The organism is Sphingobium yanoikuyae, from assembly GCF_034424525.1.
Taxonomy (GTDB): Bacteria; Pseudomonadota; Alphaproteobacteria; order Sphingomonadales; family Sphingomonadaceae; genus Sphingobium; species Sphingobium yanoikuyae.
Genome location: NZ_CP139979.1, coordinates 700,839 through 723,250, shown reverse-complemented (window position 1 = coordinate 723,250; position 22,412 = coordinate 700,839). Strand labels below are relative to the sequence as shown.

At 66.4% G+C, this 22,412-nt stretch carries 21 protein-coding genes and 1 tRNA gene; 12 read left to right on the top strand and 10 right to left on the bottom strand.

Features of this window, described 5'->3' with window-relative positions:
• The first annotated feature begins 69 nt into the window (after positions 1 to 69).
• Positions 70 to 2,019 (top strand): peptidylprolyl isomerase, encoded by a 1,950-nt coding sequence (locus U0025_RS03375; protein WP_004211254.1) that lies wholly within the window; start codon positions 70 to 72, stop codon positions 2,017 to 2,019.
• A 1-nt stretch (position 2,020) separates the two neighbouring features.
• Positions 2,021 to 3,544: an anthranilate synthase component I gene (gene trpE, locus U0025_RS03370; RefSeq protein WP_004211253.1), complete on the top strand. Its 1,524-nt coding sequence runs from the start codon at positions 2,021 to 2,023 to the stop codon at positions 3,542 to 3,544.
• 113 nt (positions 3,545 to 3,657) lie between these two features.
• Here trpE and U0025_RS03365 read toward each other — a convergent pair whose 3' ends face one another.
• The 3 genes from U0025_RS03365 to pobA are packed head-to-tail and all read right to left on the bottom strand — an operon-like array spanning position 3,658 to position 6,398.
• Positions 3,658 to 4,386 carry an extensin-like domain-containing protein gene (locus U0025_RS03365; protein WP_004211252.1) on the bottom strand — a complete coding sequence of 243 codons (729 nt, stop codon included), beginning with the start codon at positions 4,384 to 4,386 and terminating at the stop codon, positions 3,658 to 3,660.
• A 3-nt stretch (positions 4,387 to 4,389) separates the two neighbouring features.
• A complete protein-coding gene (locus U0025_RS03360; RefSeq protein WP_004211251.1) occupies positions 4,390 to 5,160 on the bottom strand; it encodes an NUDIX domain-containing protein in 771 nt (256 codons plus the stop codon).
• Positions 5,161 to 5,216: 56 nt separating this feature from the next.
• Entirely contained in the window at positions 5,217 to 6,398 is a 1,182-nt protein-coding gene (gene pobA / locus U0025_RS03355; protein ID WP_004211250.1) for a 4-hydroxybenzoate 3-monooxygenase, read from the bottom strand.
• A gap of 151 nt (positions 6,399 to 6,549) precedes the next feature.
• Here pobA and U0025_RS03350 point away from each other — a divergent pair, with 151 nt between their 5' ends.
• The gene (locus U0025_RS03350; protein ID WP_004211249.1) at positions 6,550 to 7,431 is read left to right on the top strand and encodes a helix-turn-helix domain-containing protein; all 882 of its coding nucleotides are present in this window, start codon (positions 6,550 to 6,552) and stop codon (positions 7,429 to 7,431) included.
• 28 nt (positions 7,432 to 7,459) lie between these two features.
• Here U0025_RS03350 and U0025_RS03345 read toward each other — a convergent pair whose 3' ends face one another.
• Positions 7,460 to 8,053, bottom strand: a complete 594-nt coding sequence (locus U0025_RS03345) for a TetR/AcrR family transcriptional regulator (protein WP_004211248.1) — start codon at positions 8,051 to 8,053, stop codon at positions 7,460 to 7,462.
• A gap of 50 nt (positions 8,054 to 8,103) precedes the next feature.
• Between U0025_RS03345 and U0025_RS03340 the strand changes: the two genes are divergently transcribed.
• The 6 genes from U0025_RS03340 to U0025_RS03315 all read left to right on the top strand — a co-directional run bounded on the left by U0025_RS03340 (position 8,104) and on the right by U0025_RS03315 (position 13,521).
• Complete coding sequence (locus tag U0025_RS03340) at positions 8,104 to 8,949, top strand: oxidoreductase (protein WP_004211246.1); 846 nt, start codon at positions 8,104 to 8,106, stop codon at positions 8,947 to 8,949.
• A gap of 36 nt (positions 8,950 to 8,985) precedes the next feature.
• Positions 8,986 to 9,471: a hypothetical protein gene (locus U0025_RS03335; protein ID WP_004211244.1), complete on the top strand. Its 486-nt coding sequence runs from the start codon at positions 8,986 to 8,988 to the stop codon at positions 9,469 to 9,471.
• Positions 9,471 to 11,060, top strand: coding sequence for an alpha/beta hydrolase (locus U0025_RS03330; protein WP_004211243.1), 1,590 nt, complete (start codon positions 9,471 to 9,473; stop codon positions 11,058 to 11,060). The genes U0025_RS03335 and U0025_RS03330 overlap by 1 nt, the downstream gene beginning before the upstream one ends.
• A gap of 79 nt (positions 11,061 to 11,139) precedes the next feature.
• Positions 11,140 to 11,892 carry a peroxide stress protein YaaA gene (gene yaaA, locus U0025_RS03325; RefSeq protein ID WP_037491142.1) on the top strand — a complete coding sequence of 251 codons (753 nt, stop codon included), beginning with the start codon at positions 11,140 to 11,142 and terminating at the stop codon, positions 11,890 to 11,892.
• Positions 11,893 to 11,970: 78 nt separating this feature from the next.
• Entirely contained in the window at positions 11,971 to 12,531 is a 561-nt protein-coding gene (locus U0025_RS03320) for a YkgJ family cysteine cluster protein (protein WP_037491139.1), read from the top strand.
• Between the two features lie 93 nt (positions 12,532 to 12,624).
• Complete coding sequence (locus U0025_RS03315; RefSeq protein WP_004211239.1) at positions 12,625 to 13,521, top strand: aldo/keto reductase; 897 nt, start codon at positions 12,625 to 12,627, stop codon at positions 13,519 to 13,521.
• Between the two features lie 121 nt (positions 13,522 to 13,642).
• On the opposite strand, the gene U0025_RS03310 is transcribed toward U0025_RS03315, so the two are convergent.
• Positions 13,643 to 13,718: transfer RNA gene (locus tag U0025_RS03310), tRNA-Ala, on the bottom strand.
• Between the two features lie 257 nt (positions 13,719 to 13,975).
• On the opposite strand from U0025_RS03310, the gene U0025_RS03305 reads away from it, so the two are divergent.
• On the top strand, positions 13,976 to 14,899 hold the full coding sequence (locus U0025_RS03305; protein ID WP_004211238.1) for a DUF2171 domain-containing protein: 924 nt from the start codon (positions 13,976 to 13,978) through the stop codon (positions 14,897 to 14,899).
• Positions 14,900 to 14,945: 46 nt separating this feature from the next.
• Here U0025_RS03305 and U0025_RS03300 read toward each other — a convergent pair whose 3' ends face one another.
• From U0025_RS03300 to U0025_RS03285, 4 genes are all read right to left on the bottom strand, one after another.
• Positions 14,946 to 15,779 (bottom strand): HpcH/HpaI aldolase/citrate lyase family protein, encoded by an 834-nt coding sequence (locus U0025_RS03300; protein WP_004211236.1) that lies wholly within the window; start codon positions 15,777 to 15,779, stop codon positions 14,946 to 14,948.
• Positions 15,776 to 16,228, bottom strand: coding sequence for a MaoC family dehydratase (locus U0025_RS03295; protein WP_004211235.1), 453 nt, complete (start codon positions 16,226 to 16,228; stop codon positions 15,776 to 15,778). The genes U0025_RS03300 and U0025_RS03295 overlap by 4 nt, the downstream gene beginning before the upstream one ends.
• A 62-nt stretch (positions 16,229 to 16,290) precedes the next feature.
• The gene (locus tag U0025_RS03290) at positions 16,291 to 18,132 is read right to left on the bottom strand and encodes an acetyl/propionyl/methylcrotonyl-CoA carboxylase subunit alpha (RefSeq protein WP_004211234.1); all 1,842 of its coding nucleotides are present in this window, start codon (positions 18,130 to 18,132) and stop codon (positions 16,291 to 16,293) included.
• Positions 18,133 to 18,212: 80 nt separating this feature from the next.
• The gene (locus tag U0025_RS03285) at positions 18,213 to 19,814 is read right to left on the bottom strand and encodes a carboxyl transferase domain-containing protein (RefSeq protein ID WP_004211233.1); all 1,602 of its coding nucleotides are present in this window, start codon (positions 19,812 to 19,814) and stop codon (positions 18,213 to 18,215) included.
• Between the two features lie 39 nt (positions 19,815 to 19,853).
• On the opposite strand from U0025_RS03285, the gene U0025_RS03280 reads away from it, so the two are divergent.
• Positions 19,854 to 20,192: a DMT family protein gene (locus U0025_RS03280; protein WP_004211232.1), complete on the top strand. Its 339-nt coding sequence runs from the start codon at positions 19,854 to 19,856 to the stop codon at positions 20,190 to 20,192.
• Between the two features lies 1 nt (position 20,193).
• Here U0025_RS03280 and U0025_RS03275 read toward each other — a convergent pair whose 3' ends face one another.
• Positions 20,194 to 21,339 carry an isovaleryl-CoA dehydrogenase gene (locus tag U0025_RS03275; RefSeq protein ID WP_004211231.1) on the bottom strand — a complete coding sequence of 382 codons (1,146 nt, stop codon included), beginning with the start codon at positions 21,337 to 21,339 and terminating at the stop codon, positions 20,194 to 20,196.
• 85 nt (positions 21,340 to 21,424) lie between these two features.
• On the opposite strand from U0025_RS03275, the gene U0025_RS03270 reads away from it, so the two are divergent.
• A complete protein-coding gene (locus U0025_RS03270) occupies positions 21,425 to 22,297 on the top strand; it encodes a LysR family transcriptional regulator (RefSeq protein WP_004211230.1) in 873 nt (290 codons plus the stop codon).
• Positions 22,298 to 22,412: the final 115 nt, after the last annotated feature.

Genomic DNA, 22,412 nt, shown 5'->3' with positions numbered 1-22,412 from the left:
CACTTGCCGCCGGGTCGATCCGCCCCTAAAGCGGGCCGCCATATCGCCGCATAAAAACCGGACATTCTCATGCTCTCTGTCTTCCGCAGTTTCATCCGTTCCAAATTCGGCGCCTTTTTCGCGATCCTCTTTCTGGGGTTGATCGCGGCGGCGTTCATCCTGGGCGACATTTCCAGCGGCAAGTTCGGGACTGGCCTGGGCGGCGGCGACACCGTCGCAAAGGCCGGCGGTTCCAAGCTGCGCATGAGCGAGTTGCAGGACCGCATCCAGCGCGTGTTCGAAAATGCGCGCCGCGAAAATCCGGGCATGCAGATCGGCGATTTCTTTGCCCAGGGTGGTGGCAAGCAGGTGTTCGACCAGCTGGTCGCCGCGCTGACGCTCAAGCAGTTCGCCAGCGATCAGGGCGTCCATATCAGCAAGCGGCTGGTCGATGCGCAGATCGCGCAGATCCCCGCCTTCCAGGACGCCGCCGGCAATTTCAGCCAGGATAATTTCCGCGCCCTGCTGCAGCGCGAGCGGATCAGCGAACAGTCGCTGCGCGACGATATCAGCCGCGAAATCCTGCAGCGCCAGCTGCTGGCCCCGGTCGGTCTGGGCGTGAAGCTGCCCGACAGCGTGGCGCTGCCCTATGCGTCGCTGCTGCTGGAAGAACGCCAGGGCACGATCGCCGCGATCCCGGCCGCCGCTTTCCTGGACGCCAAGGAGCCGACCGACGCGCAGGTTACCGATTTCTACAAGAAGAATGCCGCGCGCTACACCATCCCGGAACAGCGCCGCATCCGCTATGCCGTGATCGACAGTGAGCGTTTCGCCCAGGCGGCCCAGCCGACCGAGGCGGAAATCACCGCCGCCTACAATCAGAACAAGGCGGCCTATGCCGCCAAGGAAAATCGCAGCGTCGAACAGCTTGTGCTGCCGACCCAGGCGGGCGCCAAGGCGATCGCCGACCAGGTGAAGGCCGGCAAGACGCTGGCCGCCGCGGCGCAGGGTGCGGGCCTTGCCGTGTCGACCCTGACCGACCAGAGCCGCGAGGCGCTGGCCGCCACCGCGTCCAAGCCGGTCGCCGACGCCGCCTTTGCCGCCAAGCAGGGCGAACTGGTCGGCCCGGTCCGTGGTTCGCTCGGCTGGATCGTGCTGCGCGTCACCGCGCTCAACAATGTCCCGGCCCGTGCGCTGGCTTCGGTGCGCGATGAGATCATTGCGACGCTGCGCACCCAGAAGGAAAAGCAGCTGCTGACCGACTTCACCGGTAAGATCGAGGATCAGATCGCCAATGGCGGCACCTTCGAGGAAGTCGCGAAGGATAATGGCCTGAAGCTGGAAACCTCGCCGCTGCTGGTGTCGAGCGGCAAGCAGGTCGAGGACGAGACCTATCAGCCCAACAGCGACCTGCAGCCGCTGCTGGCCCCCGTCTTCGCGATGAGCGCCGACGATGATGCCCAGCTGGTGCCGATCACCGCCGACAAGCGCTATGCGCTGGCCGCGCCGGGCGACATCGTCGCCCCCGCCCCGCCGCCGCTCGCCAAGATCAAGCCGCTGGTCGTGGCCCAGTACAAGCTGAGCCAGGGCTATGAGAAGGCGCAGAAGGTTGCCGAGGACATCCGCGCCAAGGTCGCCAAGGGCACCAAGCTGGCCGATGCGCTGGCCCAGGCCGGCGTCAAGCTGCCGGCGCCGCAGGTCGTGGGTGGCCGTCGCGCCGACCTGATGCGCGGCCAGCAGCGCCCGCCGGCGGAAATCGCCATCCTCTTCTCGATGGCGGCCAACAGTGTGAAGACCCTGCCGATCGGCCAGGATCGCGGCACCTTCGTAGTGCAATTGAACGCCATCAAGCGTGGTGACGCCGCCGGTCAGCCCGAATTGCTGAACCAGGTCCGCACCCAGCTGGGCGACGTCGTGGGCGAGGAATATGGCGCCCAGTTCGAGCGCGCGATCGAGAAGGACATGGGCGTGACCCGCAAGGCGAACGCCGTGGCCGAAGCCCAGAAGGCGCTGTCCGCCACCAACAGCGGCGAGCAGTAAGATGGCGGCGCAGGGGGGAATGGTGGACGGCACGGCCGTCGCTCGCGCGGCACTGGCACAGGACCGTTCGGGTCTGGTGTGGCGGCGGCAGATTGCCGACACCGACACGCCGATCTCCGCTGCGCTCAAGCTGTTCGAGCCGGACCGGGGCGACTTCCTGCTGGAATCGGTCGAGGGCGGCGCGGTGCGTGGCCGCTACAGCCTAATCGGCCTGGCCCCCGACCTCGTCTATCGCGCCGAGGGCGCAAAGGGCGAGATCAACCGCCAATGGGCGACCGATCGCGACGCCTTCGTCCCCGCCGAACAGGATGCGTTGCAGGCGCTGCGATCGCTGGTCGCCGAATGCCGCGCCGATCTGGACCCCGCCCTGCCGGCCGCGCTCGCCTGTCTGGTCGGCTATTTCGGCTATGAGACGGTGGGCTTGGTCGAAAAGCTGCCCCGCCCCGCCGCCAACGACATTGCCCTGCCCGACATGCTGTTCGTGCGGCCGACCGTCATCCTGGTGTTCGATCGCCTGGCCGACGCCCTGTTCCTGGTCGCCCCGGTGTGGAAGGATCAGGCTGCCGACGCCGACAAGGCGATCGCGCAGGCGCTGGAACGGATCGACGCGACCGCCGCGCGCCTGGCCGCGCCGCTGCCGGCCGTGCCCGCCCCGGCCGACATTGCCGAGATCGACGTGACGCCGGTGCTGGAACCGGGCCGCTACGCCCAGATGGTCGACCGCGCCAAGGACTATATCGTCGCGGGCGACATCTTCCAGGTGGTGCTGGCGCAGCGCTTCACCAGCCCCTTCACTTTGCCGCCGATCGCGCTCTATCGCGCGCTGCGCCGGATCAATCCGTCGCCCTTCCTCTATTATCTCGACCTGCCCGGCTTTGCGCTGATCGGGTCCAGCCCGGAAATCCTGGTCCGCGCCCGCGATGGCGAAGTGACGATCCGGCCGATCGCCGGCACCCGCCCGCGCGGCAAGAATGCGGTCGAGGACGCCGCCAACCGCGCCAGCCTGCTCGACGATCCCAAGGAACGGGCCGAGCATCTGATGCTGCTGGACCTGGGCCGCAACGATGTCGGCCGCGTCGCCAGCGCCGGCAGCGTCACCGTGACCGAAAGCTATACGGTCGAATTCTACAGCCATGTGATGCACATCGTGTCGAACGTGGTCGGTCGGCTGGCACCGGAGAAGGACGCGATCGACGCGCTGTTCGCGGGCTTCCCGGCCGGCACCGTGTCGGGCGCGCCCAAGGTCCGCGCCTGCGAGATCATCGCCGAACTGGAGCCGGAAACGCGCGGTGCCTATGCCGGCGGCGTCGGCTATTTCGGCCCGGACGGCAATATGGACAGCTGCATCGTGCTGCGCACCGCCGTGCTGAAGGATGGCGTGATGCACGTCCAGGCCGGCGCCGGCATCGTCGCCGATTCGACCGCCGAATATGAGCAGCGCGAATGCGAGGCCAAGAGCGGCGCCCTGCTCGCCGCCGCGCGCGAAGCCGTCAGCCTCGCCAAGCAGGCCGGCTACGGGCAGTAATCCCCACTAACAACATCCGTTCGTTTCGAGCCCGGTCGAGAAACGCTGGCACAGCATAAACCGCTTCTCGACTTCGCTCGAAGCGAACGGATTCAGATTAAGGGCCTATTGTTCTAACGACAGGCCCGCCAGCCCGTCGCACCGCGTTCCGCCTGATCGAGGTGGAAATGGTCGCGATGGGCGGCATTATAGTCGGGCGAGAGCACGGTCGAGAAAAGGTCGCAGGCGCCATCGCGCACCTCACGCAGGAAGGCGGCGTCCTTGCCCTCCCCCTTCCAGTCGCCGACCACGCTGATCCGGTGGCCATCGGCCAGCACGAATCCCGCGACATCGATCGCGTCGGCCGTGGCATGTTCGCTAAAGTCCCCCTGGCTGCGACCGTACATGCGCCGGCAGCTATAGGAGCCGAAATGGGTGATGGAGCGCACCGGCTGGCCGAACAGGCGCTGGGCGGCGGGCTGCACCACCTGCCATTCCCAGACGCGCAGGGCGGCAACCACCGGGCAGGACGGCGCCACCCCGGCGGGTGACAAGGCGATCATGCCCTTTTCCGCCTTCAGCCGGACCGCGTCGGCATAGCCGCACTGCCCCTCGCCCCCGCCCGGCTTCATCGCCGTATAGGCAATGCCCGCCCGGTCGAGCAGCGCCAGGCATTGCGCCCGCTCCCCGGTCAGGGCGGCAAGCTTGCGACCGGTGAACAGGCCAACCGGCTGCGACAGGTCCAGCCTGGTCCAGGGCAGATCCTGCGGTCGCTGGCGCAGCAGCGCGTATCCGACCCAGAGCAGGCCAAGGATGACAGCGATAATGACAAGGGCACGAAGGGTCAGATGAAGGCGGCGCATGCCCTAACCACGCCGGACCTGCCGCATTGGTTCCGACGTGACCGGATAACCAAGATGCGCCGGGATGCAGAGATGCGGCTCGCCGTCGCGCTCCTCGAACCAGGGGCGCACCTTTTCCACCGGGATGCTGCGGGCATGGGCGGCGAGCGCGTCGAAACTGTCATATTGCGCCAGCCGTTCCAGATTGCGGCGGGTCGGGAAGATGACATGCCCGTCGCCGCCATCGGCGCGGGCGATGGTCGCGGCGGCGCTGCTCCAGAACAGGCGGACATTCTCGGTCGCGTCGACGCTTGCCTCCTGCCCCAGTGGCGCGCGGGCGAGATAGAAGCGGGTGTCATAGACGCGGATCGCCTTTTCCCGTGTAGACGGGTGCCAGCGGGCGAACGGCACCAGCGCATCCAGCGCCAGGGCGATGCCGCGCGGCGCCAGAAGATCGCCCAGCGGCGCCCCGCCGAGCAGGCCCGCGCGAATCGCCGACACGGTCGCGGCATCGACAGACCCCGCCAGACCGACGCCCAGGCCGCTTTCCTCGATCGTCTCGCGAATGGCCGCGATCCGTGCAGCGACCTCGTCACTGGCCAGATCGCTGGACATACTGGCGGCCAGCGCCCGGTCACTATCGTCGACGCCGCCGCCCGGAAAGACCAGCGCACCGGCGGCAAAGGCCATGGTCGCGGCCCGTTCCATCATCAGCAGGTCGGGCGCTGCCCCCGGCCGGTCGCGCACGATCACGATCGTCGCTGCGGGGCGGCCCGCGTCATTCTCTTCGCTCATGCCCTGGTCTAGGCCGCATCCGGCGGGGTGGTAAAGCCCCGCCCCGGCCAGAGGCGTCAGGCCGCCATCAGCGGAAGGCCGACATAATTTTCCGCCAGCGTCCGCTGCGCCGCCTGCGACCCGCGAATATAGTCGATCTCGGCGGCCTGGATGCGGCGGGCGAAACCGTCCATGTCGGGGAAGCGGTGGGTGATCGAGGTGAACCACCAGGAAAAGCGCTCCGCCTTCCAGACGCGGGCCAGGGCGCGGGCGGAATAGCCATCCAGCCCGGCATCCGATCCGCCGCGATAATGGTCGGCCAGCGCCTCGCTCAGCATGATGACGTCCGACGCGGCGAGGTTGAGTCCCTTGGCGCCGGTCGGCGGCACGATATGGGCGGCATCGCCGGCCAGGAACAGCCGGCCCCAGCGCATCGGTTCCGACACGAAGGACCGCAGCGGCGCGATCGACTTCTCGAAGCTCGGCCCGCGGGTGACGCGCGATGCGGCGTCGGGGCCAAGGCGCAGGCAAAGCTCGTCCCAGAAACGATCGTCGGACCAGTCCTCGACCTGCTCGTCGAGGCTGCACTGGATATAATAGCGGCTGCGCGTGGGCGAGCGCATCGAGGCGAGCGCGAAGCCGCGCTCATGATTGGCGTAGATGAGTTCATGGTCGGCGGGCGGCACATCGGCCAATATGCCGAGCCAGCCGAACGGATAGACACGCTCGAACGTGCGCAGCACATGGGCGGGGATACTGTTGCGGCTGACGCCATGATAGCCGTCGCAGCCGACGACATAGTCGCACTGCAATTCCTGCGCGACGCTGTCCTGGCGCCAGCGGACCACCGGGTGATCGCCGTCCAGCCCCTCCAGCGTCACATCCTGCGCATTCCAGACGATCTCGACACCGCGCTCCGGCGCCGCCTCGAACAGGTCGTGCATCACTTCCTGCTGGCCATAGACGGTGACCGCGCTGCCCCCGGTCAGCGCCGCCATGTCGATGCGGAACAGCGAACCGTCGAGCGAAATCTGGGTGCCGCCATGGACCAGCCCCTCGCGATCGAGCCGGCTGCCGAGGCCCAGTCGATGCATCAGGTCGGTCGTCACCTGTTCCAGCACGCCGGCACGCACCCGCCCCTCGACATAGGTCCGGTCGCGCCGTTCCAGCACGACGGCGGCAATGCCCTCCGCCGCGAGCAGATGGGCCAGGAACATGCCGGCCGGGCCGGCGCCGATAATGGCTATGCTGGTGCGCATTCGCATCCTCTCATGATCCGGGCGCGCTGACGGCGCCCCTGTTTGTCCGATGCGCCCATCGTATCCGCACGGCCGGCGATGGACATGGGCGCACCAGCCTATTAATTGGATAATTCATCAGCCTTAGCGCATCCCGACGGGACCATAGCCGATGTCGAAACAGTCCTTTCCGACCTTCTATCTTTATGGTGAGCCCCACAGGCTGGTGGCGGAGGGCTTCGTCCATGTCGAAACGCTGGACGATCGCTCACGTCCCAGCGAATGGACGATCAAACCGCATGCCCATAGCGAGCTGAGCCATATCTTCCTCATCACCTCGGGCGGCGGCGCGATGGAGGCGGATGGCGCGGAGCTGCGCTTCGTCGCGCCCAGCTTCCTGCTGGTGCCGGCCACCGCCGTGCATGGCTTCAAATGGCTGGAGGAGACCGCCGGCTTCGTCATCACCATGGCGGACGCCTATCTGCAGGATCTTGGCCGCCATGGCCCGGAACTGGCCGGCCTGTTCGAGCGGCCCGACGCGATCGAGATGGGCGCAGCGCAATTGCCGCCGGTCGAGCGGCTGGTGGCCGATCTGATGCGCGAACTCAGCTGGTCGGCGCCGGGCCACCGGGCAGCGGTCGATGCGGCGATGCTGTCGCTGCTAGTCACCGCGCTGCGCCATCGCAGCGCCGCCGTCCATGCCGCCCCGCGCGCCGGACCGCATGCGTCGATCGTGGCGCGGCTGCGCGAACGGATCGAGCAGCGCTTCCGCCTGCGCGAACCGGTGTCGGTCCATGCCGCCGCGCTGGGCGTCAGCCAGACCGCGCTACGCGTCGCCTGCGCGCGGATGGCGGGACGATCGCCGGCGCAGATGCTGGACCAGCGCGCCCTGCTCGAAGCGCAGCGGGCCCTGCTCTATTCCAACCTGTCGATTGCCGAGATCGGCTTTTCGATCGGCTTTGCCGACCCGGCCTATTTCAGCCGCTTCTTCCAGCGCAACATGGGCCTGTCCGCCCGCGCCTATCGCGAGGCACAGCAGGGCGCGAACGGTTAAGGCGCGCCGCCCGCTCTGGACTTGGCGATCAGGCCTGCCTGGCTGCGCCGCCCAGCAAGGCGTTCGCCACGTCGCGGGCATTGGCAGCAAGTTCGTCATCAGGCAATTCACCGGCCGTCCAGAAGGACAGCACACCGCGAAAGCCGAAGGCCAGATGCCGTGCCAGGGCGGGCAGCGCCGGGTGTCCTTCAACCAGGCCTTCGCCAGCACCGATCGCCAGGGTCCACAGCGCGGTGGACTGCGCCAGCACTTCGCCATGGGTCGGCCCCGGCGTGCCGAGCCACCCCATCACCGCCCGGTTCACGCGCGGTTCTTCCAGCATAAGCTCGACCACCGTGGCGACCGCCAGCAGCACACGCCGGCCGGCATCGTCGAGCCGCGGCTTGTCCGCGAAGCGCTGGGTCGCGGTGGCGATCCGCCGCGCCGACAGGGCCTGCATGATCGCGGCCTTGCTGCCGAACTGGTTGAACGGCGTGGCGAAACTGACGCCCGCTTCGGTCGCCAGATCGCGCATCGAAAATTCCGCCTTGCCGTCGCGCAGCAGGCGTTCGGCCGCGTCGATCACACGATTGCGCACGGGTTCACCACGCGAACCGGTCGAGGGGGGCTTGATGGACGTCATGTTGCTATCTATATCATGATATAGTTGATGTTCAAATCATGGAGTAGGCCATGTCGGCGCTGATCCCCAAGACTTTCCTGATTACCGGCGTCAGTTCCGGCCTGGGCCGGGCCTTTGCCGAGGGCGCGCTGGACGCCGGCCATGCCGTCGTCGGGACCGTGCGGAACCCCAAGGATGCCCAAGCCTTTGCGGCGCTCGCGCCCGGTCGGGCGCATCCGCTGTTGCTGGACGTGACGCATCTTGACGCGATTGCGGATGCCGTGGCGGACGCCGAGCGGCGCGCCGGGTCGGTCGACGTGCTGGTGAACAATGCGGGCTATGGTCATGAGGGCGTGCTGGAGGAATCGTCGATCGACGATCTGCAGCGCCAGTTCGCGGCCAATGTGTTCGGCCCGGTGGCAATGATGAAGGCGGTACTGCCCGGCATGCGCGAAAGGCGGCGCGGGCATATCGTCAACATCACCTCCATGGGCGGGTTCATCACCATGCCCGGCATCAGCTTCTATTGCGGCAGCAAGTTCGCGCTGGAAGGGATTTCCGAAGCGCTGGGCAAGGAAGTGGCGCCGTTCGGCATTCATGTGACGGCGCTGGCGCCCGGCCAGTTCCGCACCGACTGGGCCGGGCGGTCGATGGACCGCACGCCGCGCAGCATAGCCGACTATGACGCGGTCATGGACCCGATAAGGGCGGCGCGTCAGGCCAAGAGCGGGCAGCAGCCGGGCGATCCGGCGCGCGCGGCGCAGGCCTTGCTGGCGCTGGTGGACGCGCCGGCACCACCGATGCGCCTGTTCCTGGGCGATGATGCGTTGGGCCTGGTCGAAGGCAAGATGGCCGCCATGGAAGCAGAGATCGAGCAATGGCGCGCATTGTCCCGCTCCACCAGCTTTGCCGCATAAGCGCGGCGATCCCCCGCCAACAGAAAGACACAGACCATGTTTGGAATAACGCCTCTGGGCTGGCTCCATACGCTCGGCAGCCTGCCCGCCATTCCGCTGGCCGCCTTTATGTTCGCGCGCCATGGCCGGATCATGCCGCGAACGGCACCGGGCATCGCCTATCTCATCTTCATGCTGATCGGTGCCGGCACCGTGTTCCTGGTGGCGCATCAGCCCGTCAGCTACGGTATCGGCACGGTGACGATCCTGCTGCTGATCGCCGGCTATGGCGTGAACAATATCCGCTTTCTCGGGCGGGCGCGGCGCTATCTGGAGACGGTTTTTCTCAGCCTCACGGCGTTTCTGCTGATGGTGCCGACCGTGACTGAAATCCTGCGCCGCGTGCCGGATGGTCATCCTCTCGTCACCGACCTCAAGTCGCCCTTGCTGCTGGGATCGCAGGCGGCGCTTCTGGCGATGCTGATCCTGGGCCTTGCCGCCCAGTTGATTGCCCTGCGCCGGCAAAATGGCAGGATATCCTGATGACTAATGCAATGGCCCGCTTGCTTGCACTTCCCCTGTTTGCACTGGCGCTGATCGGCGCCGCGCCGCCCGAAACGCGCTTCGATATCAGTTTGCCGGCTGCGCTGAGCGATGACGCATCGGGACGGTTGCTGCTCTTTGCGGCACCGCTGAGCGCCGACAATGGCGAAAGCGAGGATATCGACATCTATGGCCCCGACGACGCCCGCATCTTCGTGGCGGGCCGCGATGTCGCCAGTTTCGGGCCTGATCGCACCGTGAGCATCGATGCCGAGGAAGGCGCCTTCCCCAAGGGGTTCGCGACCCTGGCGCCGGGGGACTATCGGGTGCAGGTCGTGCTCGATCGCGACGGCGACTATAATTATGGCGGGCGGGGACCGGGCGACCTGGTCTCGAAGGTGGTGACGTTGCATCTACCGCTTGGCGCCAGGCCGTCGATTGCGCTCGATCACAGACTGCCGCCGGTGGCCGGACAGTTCGACGTCACCGGCCTGCCGCCGCGCGCCGCCGAGCAGATCACCGCGTCGCGCCCGCATCTGCACGACGAACAGGTCGTATCAAAGGCGCTGACCCGCTTTCGCGGCACGCCGCAGAGCGTCGCCGCCTGGGTGCTGACCCCGCCGGGCTATGATCCCAACGGCCGCGTCACCTATCCCACGGTCTATACGGCCGGTGCGTTCGGGACCAATCATCGGGTCGACGGGCAGCAATTGTCGCGCATCTGGCACCTGATGGAGACAAAAGCCATTCCGCCGATGATCTGGGTGACGCTGGACTTCGCCTCGCCCACCGGCACGACCGAATTTGCCGACAGCGTCAATAATGGTCCCTGGGGCGAAGCGCTGACACGCGAGATCATTCCGGCGCTCGAAAGCCGCTATCGGATGGATGCCAGGCCCTCGGGCCGGTTCCTGACCGGCCATAGTTCGGGCGGTTGGTTCGCGCTCTGGGCGATGGTGCGCTATCCCGCCTTCTTCGGTGGAAGCTGGGCCTCGTCACCCGATCCAGTGGATTTCCGGCACTTCATCGGCGTCGACCTCTATCAGCCGGGGGCGAACATGTATCGCGATGCCCAGGGCGTGGCCCGTCCGCTGGAGCGCGCCCATGGCGCGGTGAAGACGACGATCGCGCAGGCGGCGGGGATCGAGACGGTGCTGGGCCGGGATGGCGGCCAGTTGCGATCCTTCGACTGGACCTTCTCGCCGCGCCGTGCGGACGGGACGCCGGCGCCACTCTTCGATCGGGTGACGGGCGCAGTCGATGCGCAGGTCGCGGCATATTGGCGGGACAATTATGATATCGGCCACCGGATCGAGACCCAATGGCCACGCCTGCGCCATGACCTGGACGGCAAGGTCCATGTCGTGGTCGGGACCGCCGATTCCTATTATCTCGACGGTGCCGTCCATGATCTGGAGGACGCGTTCCGCAAGGTGGGTGGCCGGGCAGAGTTCATCTATGTCCCCGGCGCGTCGCACAGCATCAACGAAGTCTATGCACGGGACGGCGATCGCAACGCCTATTACCGGGAAATGGCGCAGGCCATGTATGCGGTGGCGCGGCCATCAGGGGCCACAGGCGGGCGCTGAAGCGAAATCCGCCGGCGGGCGGGAGGGGGAGGCGCGGTCCGGTTTGACGCCCGGACGAGGCGCGGCTACCGCGCGGGGCATGATCGTTCTGCTCTCTCCCGCCAAGACGCTCGACTTCGAGCGCGCGCTGCCGCCCCTTGCCGTCACCACGCCGCATTTCGCCGAGGAAGCGCGCGGGCTCGCCAAGTCGGCCGCCAATCTTTCGCAGAAACGGCTGGCGGAACTGATGCATATCTCGCCGCGCCTGGCCAAGCTCAATGCCGACCGGTTCCGGGACTTTTCCGAGCTACCCGAGCGGCAGGCGCTCTATGCCTTTGCCGGCGACGTCTATTCCGGTTTCGAGGTGGACACGCTGGACGATGCGGCGGTGGCCTTTGCGCAGGATCATGTGCGGATGCTGTCGGGCCTTTACGGGCTGCTGCGCCCGCTGGATGCGATCCGCCCCTATCGACTGGAAATGGGCACGCGCTGGGCGCCGCGGCACAAGAAGCTGACCGACTGGTGGGGCGATCGCATCGCCGCGCTGCTGCGCGCGCAGGCCGCGGAAGAGGGATCCGGCGTCGTCCTCAATCTGGCCAGCCAGGAATATTTCGCGGCGGTGGAGAACAGGCTGGACGGCCTGCGCGTGATCCATGTCGATTTTCGCGAGCCGGGGCCGAACGGCCCGCGCTTCGTGAGCTTCAACGCGAAGCGGGCACGCGGCATGATGGCGCGCTGGATGTGCGAACATCATGTCGCCGCTGTCGAGGCCATGCAGGGCTTCGACAGCGACGGATATCGCTTCGATCCGGCCGAGAGCGACGCCGACCATTGGCGCTTCATGCGCGCCTGACCGGCGCAGGGCATCTGCCGCGAGGCGGCGCGCATGATGCCGCTTGCATTCCCGACAAGGCCAAGGCACCCCGCCCGGATGCACATGGATACAGATCTGGAAACCGCTCTGCTGGGCCCTGTCATCCCTGACCGGTCCTGCGGCGATTGCACCATGTGCTGCACCATTCTGACCGTCGACACGCCCGACTTCAAGAAAGCGGCGGGCGCGCCCTGCGCGCATCTGGGCGAGCAGGGATGCAGCATTCATGCCGTGCGCCCGCATATCTGCCGGACATGGTTTTGCGCATGGCGCCGGGTCCAGGCCATGCCCGATGAAGCCCGTCCGGACCGGTCCGGCATCCTGGCGTCGATCGATTTCGTCCGCGAACCGCGCAACTGCTTCGAAGGCGTATCGATCATGGTTCGCATGCTGCCCGGCAGCGCTGCGATCGAGAATGGCATGGCCGGCGCGATCCTCGACAGTCTTTGCGATCAGCTGGTGCCCGTCTGGTTCAGCGACGGATCGCGGAAGATGTTGATGCATCCCGACAATGAGGTCGCGGCCCTCGTCCTGTCGGGGGATGCCGCCCCCGCCCACCTGCGCGCCGAAGTCGCCGCCTGGCGCGCGCGTTACATGAGCTTTTCATCCAGGGCGTGACACCGGCCCCGGCAAGCGCCGGTCGCCCGGCCGGTCATGTGGGACGCGGATGGCCCCTACCGCCGGCACATTGCTTGTGCCATTGATCGATCCATGACGACGCTGCGCCTCTCCGCCGAACCACGTCCGCTCGGCAAGAGCGGCATTTCCGTCTTTCCGATCGCCTGGGGCATGTGGCGCCTGGCCGGCGAGGATATCGCCGAGGCCCGCGCCAGGGTGGAGGCGGCGCTGGACGCCGGCATCACCCTGCTCGACACGGCGGACATCTATGGCTGCGACACACCCGCCGGTTTCGGATCGGCCGAAACGCTGTTCGGCCAGATATTGGCGGACGCCCCTGAACTGCGGCAGCGCATGATCATCGCCACCAAGGGCGGCATCCGGCCGGGCATCCCCTATAATAGCGGCGCAGACTATCTGGCCGAGGCCATCGATGCGTCCTTGACGCGAATGGGCATCGACCGGGTCGATCTCTACCAGATCCATCGCCGCGATTTCCTGACCCATCCGCAGGAAGTCGCCGCCAGCCTGACCCGCATGGTCGAAGCTGGCAAGGTGCGCGCGATCGGCGTGTCCAACTATGCGATTCACGAACTCGATGCGCTCCAGACCTTTCTCGACCTGCCGATCGTCAGCACCCAGCCCGAATTTTCCGCGCTGCGCACGGCGCCGCTCCATGACGGCACGCTCGATCAGGCGATGGCGCGCGACATGGCGGTTCTGGCCTGGTCGCCGCTGGGTGGTGGTCGCCTCGCCAAGGCGCTGCACCCGGCCGCTGTGATGCTTGCAGATCAGGGTGAGCGCTATGGCGTCGATATCACCGCCGCCGCCCTGTCCTGGATCATGGCGCATCCCGCGCGCCCGATTCCCATTGTCGGCAGCCAGTCCGCTGCCCGCATCGCCCGCAGCATCGATGCCTTCAAGGTCGAATGGACCCGCGCCGAATGGTATGCGGTACTCGAAGCGTCGATGGGAGAAAGGCTGCCCTGATCCGCCGGTGCAGGATCGCGATCTTGCCAAGCTATCCGATGATCATGGGGTGCGCCGGCCGGTGGCGTCCGGTCCGCGCAGCCAATGCCGCACGAAACAGTTCGTTCATTTCGAAGGGAAATGGTGGAGCCTAGGGGGATCGAACCCCTGACCTCGTCATTGCGAACGACGCGCTCTCCCAGCTGAGCTAAGGCCCCAAAGGTGGGCTGCCTATAGGCGAGGGATTTTCGCCTTGCAACGGTCTTTTGCGCAAAAAATCACGGCCTTTCCTGATCTCGATCAAGAGCCCCGGAAATCGGCCCTTTCCGCCTTCGACAGGGCGGTTGAAAGGCGCGACGTTACCCGCCCGTAACGCCCGGAACGATGGGCCGCGCCACCCATTGATGGCCTGTCGGTGCAACAAGCACGCACCACCGGAGGGCGCGATCCTCCGACAAGCACAAGGAGACGGACCATGGGTTATCAAGGCGGACGCCGCTATGGCGGCGATGATCGCTATTCGACCGACTGGGATCGCGGCAACGACCGTTACAATGATCGGTACAGGGCGCCACGCGACGAGCGCGCCTATCGATACGGCATGCGCGGCCAGTTCAGCGGGCCGGGTGCCCGCCCCTACCCCCAGGGCTATGATCCCGACGAGCGCGGCTTCTTCGACCGGGCCGGCGACGAGATTCGCAGCTGGTTCGGCGATGACGAGGCGGAGCGCCGCCGCGAATATGACGAATATTATAACCGCCCCTATGGCGACCCGCGCGACCAGTCGAGCCGGCTTGGCTATGCCTCGGCCGCACGCAGCGACTATCTGCCCGGCCGTGGCTTTGCCCCCTATACCGGAGAGCGCAGCGGCTATGGCAGCGAGGACCATGGCTATCGCAACCGCGCGTTCGGCCCGCAGCAGGACTTTGGCGCGCATCATGACAGCAACTATTATAGCTGGCGCCAGCAGCGGATCGACGAGCTGGACCGCGACTATGCCGAATATCAGCGCGAACATCGCGATCGCTTCAACAGCGAATTCGGCACATGGCGCACCCGTCGCGGTGAACAGCGCCAGGCAGTGACGCAGGTGCGCGAGCATATGGAAGTGGTCGGCAGCGACGGTGAGCATGTCGGCACCGTCGACAAGCTGCGCGGCGACCGCATCATCCTGACCAAGAGCGACAGCGATGCGGGTGGGGTCCACCATTCCATCCCGTCCTCCTGGATCAAGTCGGTCGATGCGACCAAGGTGACGCTGGAGAAGAGCGCGGACGAAGCGCAGCACGCCTGGCGCATCGAGCGTGAGCAGCAGGCGCTGTTCGGCGATCGCGACGATACCCGTGGCACCTATGGCGCCGGATCGTCGACCAATTATGAAAAGAGCCGTTACCGCTAAAGCGGGACGGTGAAATGAGAGGCCCGGCCGCGATGCCGGGCCTTTTTCATATGGCGGCCAGCACCCGCTGCGCCTGCACCAGATGCGGGCGATCGATCATCTTGCCGTCCAGCTTCAGCACCCCGGCACCCGGATTGGCGGCAAAGGCATCGACCACGGCGCGAGCATGATCGACCTCCGCCGGGGTCGGGGTGAAGCCGCCATTGATCGCCGCGACCTGGACCGGGTGGATCGCCATCATGCCGGTAAAGCCGTCGCGCCGCGCCCGGCCGACATAGGCGGCCAGATCGTCCATCGCGTCGATCCGGGGAAAGACCGTGTCGATCGCCGCGACACCGGCGGCATGGGCTGCGAACAGGGTCAGGCTGCGCGCCATCTCGATCGGCGCGGTATAGCGGCCATCGGCTTCGCGCGTGCTGGTCGCGCCGATCGAAGCGGGCAGATCCTCCGCCCCCCAGGTGAGGCCGGCCAGCCGATCACGAACGCTGCGATAGCTGCCAAGCTCGAACAGGGCCGCGGGCGTTTCCGTGGCGATCGGAAGGATCGGTGGCAGACGCCCCTGCCCGGCCAGTTCCTCCAGCGCCAGGATGCTGGCCGCCCCTTCCGCCTTGGGCAGCATGATGCCATCGGGCGCAGCCGGCAGGATGATGGCCAGATCATCGGCCGTCTGCCCGCCCTCCAGCGGATTGACCCGGACGAAGGCGGTGCAACCGCGGGTGCCTGCCAGCCATGCAGCGATCGCATCACGGGCATAGCCCTTGCGCTCGGGCGCGACCGAATCCTCCAGGTCGAGGATGATCGCATCTGCGCCGCTCGCCGCCGCCTTGTCGAACCGTTCGGGACGATCGCCCGGTACAAAGAGCAGCGAGCGGAGTTTCATGCAGACCTCTTCTTGAGCAACGCCATGCGCAGGCACTGGCAGACAATCTCGTCCCGCTGGTTGAGCAGGCGATGGGTGAAGGTGACGATGCCGGCCTCGGGGCGCGAGCGGCTTTCCTTGAGCTCTGTGACCTCGGTCTCGCAGCGCAGTGTGTCGCCGATGAACACCGGCTTGGGCATGACGAGTTTGTCATAGCCCAGGTTCGCGACCAGCGTGCCCATGGTGGTATCGCCCACCGACAGGCCGATCATCAGCGCGAAGCTGAAGGTGCCGTTGACCAGGATCTGGCCGAATTCCGAAGCCTTCGCCGCCTCGGCATCCAGATGCAGCGGCTGGGGATTATGGGTCATCGTCGTAAACAGCAGATTGTCGGTTTCGGTCACCGTGCGGCGCAATTCATGCACGATCCGGTCGCCCACCTGCCATTCGTCAAAATGCCTGCCCGCCATAGTTCGCCCTCTATATAAATATGCACAATAGTGCAATTATCATTCCATGGAGCCGGATCGGCTCAACCTTCGCGATGATCGATCCGGGCCAGCAATACGCCCTCGCTGACCTGCCCGCCCTCGGCCGCGTTCAGCTCGGCTACCACGCCGTCGAACGGCGCGACCAGGCTATGCTCCATCTTCATCGCTTCGAGCGTCAGCAGCTTCTGCCCCTTGGTCACCGCCTGCCCGGCCGTCACCGCCACGGCAATGATGCGGCCGGGCATGGGCGACAGGATCGCGCCGTCCGACGCCGCACCACCGGCGCCACCGGCAACGCGCCAGGGCGTCATTTCCCAGACCTGCCCGCCCTCGGCAATCAGCACATCCTCCAGCGGCCGGGCGTCGCCCAGGCGCGGATCATAGCGCACCGCATGGGCATGGCCGTTCAGCAGGAAATTCGCCTCTGCCCGGACCGGCGCATTGAGGCGGAAGCCCGCCAGCGCCCCGCCAGGCGTCAGCGCCGCTGCCGCGTCGGCCAGTGCCGCGTCGGACGGATCGGCTGGCGGCAACAGCGCGTCGCCCTCCCGCGCGATGAGGCCGGTGTCGAGCCGGGCCGCCGCGAAATCCGCATTCTCCAGCGCCTTGACCAGAAAGCCCGCATTGGTGCGCAGCGGCCAGATCACCGTATCATCAAGCGCCGCCGCCAGCCGCAGCCGCGCCGCGTCGCGCGTGTCGCCATGGGCGATGACCTTGGCGATCATCGGATCATAATAGGGCGAAATGGCCGCCCCTTCCTCGACGCCGGTATCGATGCGCGCGCCGCCGCCCAGTTCGAACGTGTCGAGCGTGCCGATCGAAGGCAGGAAGCCCTTGGCCGGATCCTCGGCATAGAGGCGCGCTTCCATCGCCCAGCCATTCATCGACAGCTGCTCCTGCGTCCGGGGCAGCGGTTCGCCCGACGCGACCCGCAACTGCCATTCGACCAGATCCTGGCCGGTAATCTCCTCGGTCACGGGATGTTCGACCTGAAGCCGGGTGTTCATTTCCATGAACCAGATGCGGTCGGCGCGCAGCCCATCCGATCCGTCGGCAATGAACTCGATCGTGCCGGCGCCGACATAGTCGACCGCCTTCGCCGCATTGACCGCCGCCTGGCACACGGCCGCGCGGGTCGCTTCATCCATGCCCGGCGCAGGCGCTTCCTCTATCACCTTCTGGTGGCGGCGCTGGAGCGAGCAGTCGCGCTCGAACAGATGGACGACATGACCATGTTTGTCGCCGAACACCTGCACCTCGATATGGCGCGGGTTGGTGATCCATTTCTCCAGCAGCACCTGCTCGTTGCCGAAGCTGGACGCAGCCTCGCGCCGGCAGGACAGTAGAGCGTCGGCGAAATTGACAGGGTCATCGACCTTGCGCATCCCCTTGCCGCCGCCACCGGCCACCGCCTTGATGAGGACAGGATAGCCGATCGCGTCCGCCTCCGCCGCCAGCCGCTCGGGCGACTGGTCTTCGCCCAGATAGCCAGGCGTGGTGGGCACGCCGGCATCTTGCATCAGTTTCTTGGCCGCGTCCTTCAGGCCCATGGCGGTGATGGAAGACGGGTTGGGGCCGACCCAGATCAGCCCCGCGTCGATCACCGCCTGCGCGAATTCGGCATTTTCCGACAGGAAGCCATAGCCAGGGTGGATCGCCTGCGCCCCTGTCGCTTTCGCTGTCGCGATGATGCGCTCGCCGACCAGATAGGATTCGCGCACCGGCGACGGGCCGATATGCACCGCCTCGTCCGCCTCGCGCACATGCAGCGCATCGGCGTCGGCATCGGAATAGACCGCGATCGTGCGGATACCCAGCCGCCGCGCGGTGCGGATGATGCGACAGGCAATCTCGCCCCGATTGGCGATGAGGAGGGATTCAAGCACCACAGTCTCCCAATTCGTCATGCTGGCGCCACAGACCGGATATCACAGCCCGGCGCCCAAATTCTGAGCAGTAAGCCCGATCACATCCGGAACACGCCAAATTGCGCGCGATCGTCCACCGGCGCGTTCAAGGCGGCGGCGAAGGCCAACCCCAGCACATCCCGTGTCTGGGCCGGGTCGATCACGCCATCGTCCCACAGGCGCGAGGTCGCGAAATAGGGATTGCCTTCATCCTCATATTTCTGGCGCACCGGTGCCTTGAAGGCTTCCGCCTGTTCCGGCGTCCATTTGGCGGCGTCGCGGTGGACGGTCGCCAGCACGCTCGCGGCCTGTTCGCCGCCCATCACGCTGATCCGGCTATTGGGCCAGGTAAAGAGGAAACGCGGCTGATAGGCGCGGCCGCACATGCCGTAATTGCCCGCGCCGAAGCTGCCGCCGATCAGCACGGTGACCTTGGGCACCTGTGCCGTCGCCACCGCCGTCACCAGCTTGGCGCCATGCTTGGCGATCCCCTCCGCCTCATATTTTCCGCCGACCATGAAGCCGGAGATATTCTGGAGGAACAGCAGCGGAATGCGCCGCTGGCAGGCCAGTTCGATGAAATGGGCGCCCTTCTGCGCGCTTTCGCTGAACAGCACACCATTGTTCGCCAGGATCGCTACCGGCATGCCCCAGATATGGGCGAATCCGCAGACGAGCGTGGTGCCGTAGAGCGGCTTGAACTCGTGAAATTCGCTGCCGTCGACGATCCGCGCGATCACTTCGCGCACATCATAGGGCGCGCGCACATCCTGCGGGATGATGCCATAAAGATCGGCCGGGTCGAACTTGGGCGGACGCGGGTCGTGCAGGTTGAGGTCGCTCTGGCGATCGGGCTGCAGGGTCGAGACGATATCGCGCACGATCGACAGCGCATGCTCGTCATTGTCCGCGACATGATCGACCACGCCCGACTTGCGACCATGCAGGTCGCCGCCGCCCAGATCCTCGGCGCTGATGACCTCGCCCGTCGCCGCCTGCACCAGCGGCGGGCCGGCGAGGAAGATGGTGCCCTGGTTGCGGACGATCACCGTTTCGTCCGACATGGCGGGGACATAGGCGCCACCGGCGGTGCAGCTGCCCATGACGCAGGCGATCTGCGGAATGCCGCGCGCCGACAGGTTCGCCTGATTGTAGAAGATGCGGCCGAAATGGTCGCGGTCGGGAAAGACCTCCGCCTGGTTGGGCAGGTTCGCGCCGCCGCTGTCGACCAGATAGACGCAGGGCAGCCGGTTTTCGAGCGCGATTTCCTGCGCGCGCAGATGCTTCTTCACCGTGACGGGATAGTAAGTGCCGCCCTTCACCGTGGCATCGTTGCAGGCGATCATCACCTGTCGCCCGGACACCCGGCCGATGCCGGCGATCATGCCGGCGCCCGGCACCTCGTCGCCATATTGGCCATTGGCGGCGAGTTGGCCAATCTCCAGGAAAGGCGAACCGGGATCGAGCAGCCGCTCGACGCGATCACGCGGAAGCAGCTTGCCACGACCGGTATGCTTGTCGCGCGCGGCCGGCGATCCGCCCAGCGCCGCGTCGGCAACCCTGGTGCGCAATTCTTCCGCCAGCGCGCGATTATGCACAGCATTGGCGCGGAAGCCCTCGCCATCGGGTGACAGCTTGCTGTCCAGAACCGGTGCGCTCATGCCCTCGCCTTCCCGGCGTCCGCGTGCCACAGAGCAGATATGCCCACCATCATCCTCCTCATCCTCTCCAACCTGTTCATGACCACCGCCTGGTACTGGCACCTCAAGGGCGGCATGAACAAACCGCTGATGCTGGTCATCCTGATCAGCTGGGCGATCGCCTTCGTCGAATATTGCCTGGCGGTGCCCGCCAACCGCATCGGCTTTGCCCATGGCTGGTCCGCCGGACAACTCAAGATCGCGCAGGAAGCCATCGCCCTCGTGATCTTCGGCATCTTCATGGTGACGGTGCTGGGCGAACCGCTCCACTGGCGCCACGCGGCGGCCTTTGCCTGCATCATGGCGGCGGTTGGCTTCCTGTTCGTGGGGCGGAGCTGAATCACGCCCCAATTAATTCCCGGCCAATCAGCATCCGGCGGATCTCGTTGGTGCCGGCGCCGATATCGAGCAGCTTGGCGTCGCGCATATAGCGTTCGACCGGCCAGTCCCTAGTATAGCCCGCGCCGCCCAGCGCCTGCACCGCTTCCAGCGCGACCTTCATCGCATTCTCGCTGGCGAGCAGGATGGCGCCGGCCGCATCGAAACGCGTGGTCTTGCCTGCGTCGCAGGCACGCGCCACGGCATAGACATAGGCGCGCGCGCTGTTGAGCGCGACATACATGTCGGCGACCTTGGCCTGCATCAGCTGGAACGCGCCGATGGGCTTTCCGAACTGCCTGCGCTCGCGAACATAGGGCAGCACCGTGTCGAGACAGGCCTGCATGATGCCGAGCTGGATGCCGGCGAGCACGGTGCGCTCATAGTCGAGGCCCGACATCAGCACGCCCGCGCCGCCGTTGAGCGGCCCCATGATATTCTCTTCGGGCACTTCGCAATCGTCGAACACCAGTTCGGCGGTCGGACTGCCGCGCATGCCGACCTTGTCGATCTTCTGGCCGATCGAGAAGCCGGCAAAGCCCTTCTCGATCAGGAAGGTCGTGATGCCCTTGGAGCCCTCGCCGGTCTTGGCATAGACGACCAGCGTGTCCGCCTCGGTCGCGTTGGTGATCCAGAATTTCGTGCCATTGAGGACGTAGCGATCGCCCTTCTTTTCGGCCTTCAGCTTCATCGACACGACATCGGACCCGGCGCCGGCCTCCGACATGGCAAGGCTGCCCACATGCTCGCCGGAAATCAGCTTGGGCAGATAGCGCGCCTTCTGCGCGTCATTGCCCCAGCGGCGGATCTGGTTGACGCAGAGATTGGAGTGCGCGCCATAGCTGAGACCTATGGAGGCGGAGGCCCGCGCCACTTCCTCCTGCGCCACCACATGCTCCAGATAGCCCAGGCCCAGGCCGCCATCCGCCTCGTCCACGGTGATGCCGTGCAAGCCGAGCGCGCCCATGGCGGGCCACAGGTCGCGGGGGAACCAGTCCTTGGCATCGATCTCCGCCGCCAGCGGGGCGATATGATCGGCGGCGAAACGGGCGGTGCTTTCGCGGATCATGTCCGCATGCTCGCCCAGGGCGAAATCGAAGTCGGTCATTGGCATCTCTCCTGCGCCGCACCCTAGTCCTGAACGCGGCAAGGGAAAAATTGAAACCACGGGCAGGAGTGTATAGTTTCCATCTATGATCGAACGTTATCTGCTGCGCTATTTCCTGGCGGTCGTGGACCAGGGCAATTTCTCCCGTGCGGCGGCGCATTGCCTGGTGTCGCAACCGACCCTGTCGGTCGGCATCGCCAAGCTGGAACAGGCGGTCGGCGCGCCCTTGTTCCTGCGCAGCAACCAGCGTGTGGAACTGACCGAGGCCGGCAGTCGCCTGTTGAGCCACGCGCGGCGGATCGAGCGCGAGTTCAACCTGGCCGAACAGGCGGGCGCGCAGACGGCCGAAATCCAGACGCTGCGCATCGGCCTGCTGACCAGCATCGCCGGCGCGCCGGTGGCGGCAGCGGTCACTGCCTGCCCGGCCGAGGCGCGCGGCCGGGTGGAATTCATTCCAGGATCGGAGCGCGAATTGCTGGGGCGGCTCGACGCCGAGCGAATCGACGTGGCGCTGACTCTGGTGCGGCCGGGCGCGGAAGAGCGTTATGCGGCGCGGCCACTGGTAGAGGAAGGCTATGGCCTGGCCTTGCCCGCCGACCATCGCCTCGCCGGGCGCGAAACGATTGCGGCGGAGGAACTGGCGGGCGAGACGATGATCGTGCGCCGTCATTGCGAGGCGCTGTCGGCGACCAGCCGCTATTTCGTCGATCGCGGCATCCGCCCGCATTTCGCCTATCGGTCGACCAATGACGAGCGGGTGATGCAGATGGTGGCGGCGGGCCTGGGGGTCACGGTGATGCCGCTGGGGTATCAATGGGCCGGCATGGCGCGCGCGGCGCTGCGCGACTTTGGCGAGCGCCGGACGATCGGCCTGCTCCATGGCCCGCGCGCCATTCCCCTGCGCGACACGCCACCGCCGATGCTGCGCGCGTTGGCAATGGCGTTTGGCAACATCTAAGAGAGTGGTTGAGACATCGCGAAAGCGCGATTTCCGATACGGTGCCAGCCCGCTCCCCCTCCCGGCCACCCAACGGCAGTATTCTATGGGTGGCCGGGTGGGGGAGCGGGCTGGT

What these genes read in the sequence shown, in the direction of transcription:
- U0025_RS03285 (WP_004211233.1), bottom strand. Translation starts at nt 19,814, where the DNA reads ATGAGCGCACCGGTTCTGGACAGCAAGCTGTCACCCGATGGCGAGGGC.
- trpE (WP_004211253.1), top strand. Translation starts at nt 2,021, where the DNA reads ATGGCGGCGCAGGGGGGAATGGTGGACGGCACGGCCGTCGCTCGCGCG.
- U0025_RS03275 (WP_004211231.1), bottom strand. Translation starts at nt 21,339, where the DNA reads ATGACCGACTTCGATTTCGCCCTGGGCGAGCATGCGGACATGATCCGC.
- U0025_RS03280 (WP_004211232.1), top strand. Translation starts at nt 19,854, where the DNA reads ATGCCCACCATCATCCTCCTCATCCTCTCCAACCTGTTCATGACCACC.
- U0025_RS03270 (WP_004211230.1), top strand. Translation starts at nt 21,425, where the DNA reads ATGATCGAACGTTATCTGCTGCGCTATTTCCTGGCGGTCGTGGACCAG.
- yaaA (WP_037491142.1), top strand. Translation starts at nt 11,140, where the DNA reads ATGATCGTTCTGCTCTCTCCCGCCAAGACGCTCGACTTCGAGCGCGCG.
- U0025_RS03365 (WP_004211252.1), bottom strand. Translation starts at nt 4,386, where the DNA reads ATGCGCCGCCTTCATCTGACCCTTCGTGCCCTTGTCATTATCGCTGTC.
- U0025_RS03295 (WP_004211235.1), bottom strand. Translation starts at nt 16,228, where the DNA reads ATGGCGGGCAGGCATTTTGACGAATGGCAGGTGGGCGACCGGATCGTG.
- U0025_RS03320 (WP_037491139.1), top strand. Translation starts at nt 11,971, where the DNA reads ATGCACATGGATACAGATCTGGAAACCGCTCTGCTGGGCCCTGTCATC.
- U0025_RS03350 (WP_004211249.1), top strand. Translation starts at nt 6,550, where the DNA reads ATGTCGAAACAGTCCTTTCCGACCTTCTATCTTTATGGTGAGCCCCAC.
- U0025_RS03345 (WP_004211248.1), bottom strand. Translation starts at nt 8,053, where the DNA reads ATGACGTCCATCAAGCCCCCCTCGACCGGTTCGCGTGGTGAACCCGTG.
- U0025_RS03360 (WP_004211251.1), bottom strand. Translation starts at nt 5,160, where the DNA reads ATGAGCGAAGAGAATGACGCGGGCCGCCCCGCAGCGACGATCGTGATC.
- U0025_RS03300 (WP_004211236.1), bottom strand. Translation starts at nt 15,779, where the DNA reads ATGAAACTCCGCTCGCTGCTCTTTGTACCGGGCGATCGTCCCGAACGG.
- U0025_RS03330 (WP_004211243.1), top strand. Translation starts at nt 9,471, where the DNA reads ATGACTAATGCAATGGCCCGCTTGCTTGCACTTCCCCTGTTTGCACTG.
- pobA (WP_004211250.1), bottom strand. Translation starts at nt 6,398, where the DNA reads ATGCGCACCAGCATAGCCATTATCGGCGCCGGCCCGGCCGGCATGTTC.
- U0025_RS03375 (WP_004211254.1), top strand. Translation starts at nt 70, where the DNA reads ATGCTCTCTGTCTTCCGCAGTTTCATCCGTTCCAAATTCGGCGCCTTT.
- U0025_RS03305 (WP_004211238.1), top strand. Translation starts at nt 13,976, where the DNA reads ATGGGTTATCAAGGCGGACGCCGCTATGGCGGCGATGATCGCTATTCG.
- U0025_RS03335 (WP_004211244.1), top strand. Translation starts at nt 8,986, where the DNA reads ATGTTTGGAATAACGCCTCTGGGCTGGCTCCATACGCTCGGCAGCCTG.
- U0025_RS03315 (WP_004211239.1), top strand. Translation starts at nt 12,625, where the DNA reads ATGACGACGCTGCGCCTCTCCGCCGAACCACGTCCGCTCGGCAAGAGC.
- U0025_RS03340 (WP_004211246.1), top strand. Translation starts at nt 8,104, where the DNA reads ATGTCGGCGCTGATCCCCAAGACTTTCCTGATTACCGGCGTCAGTTCC.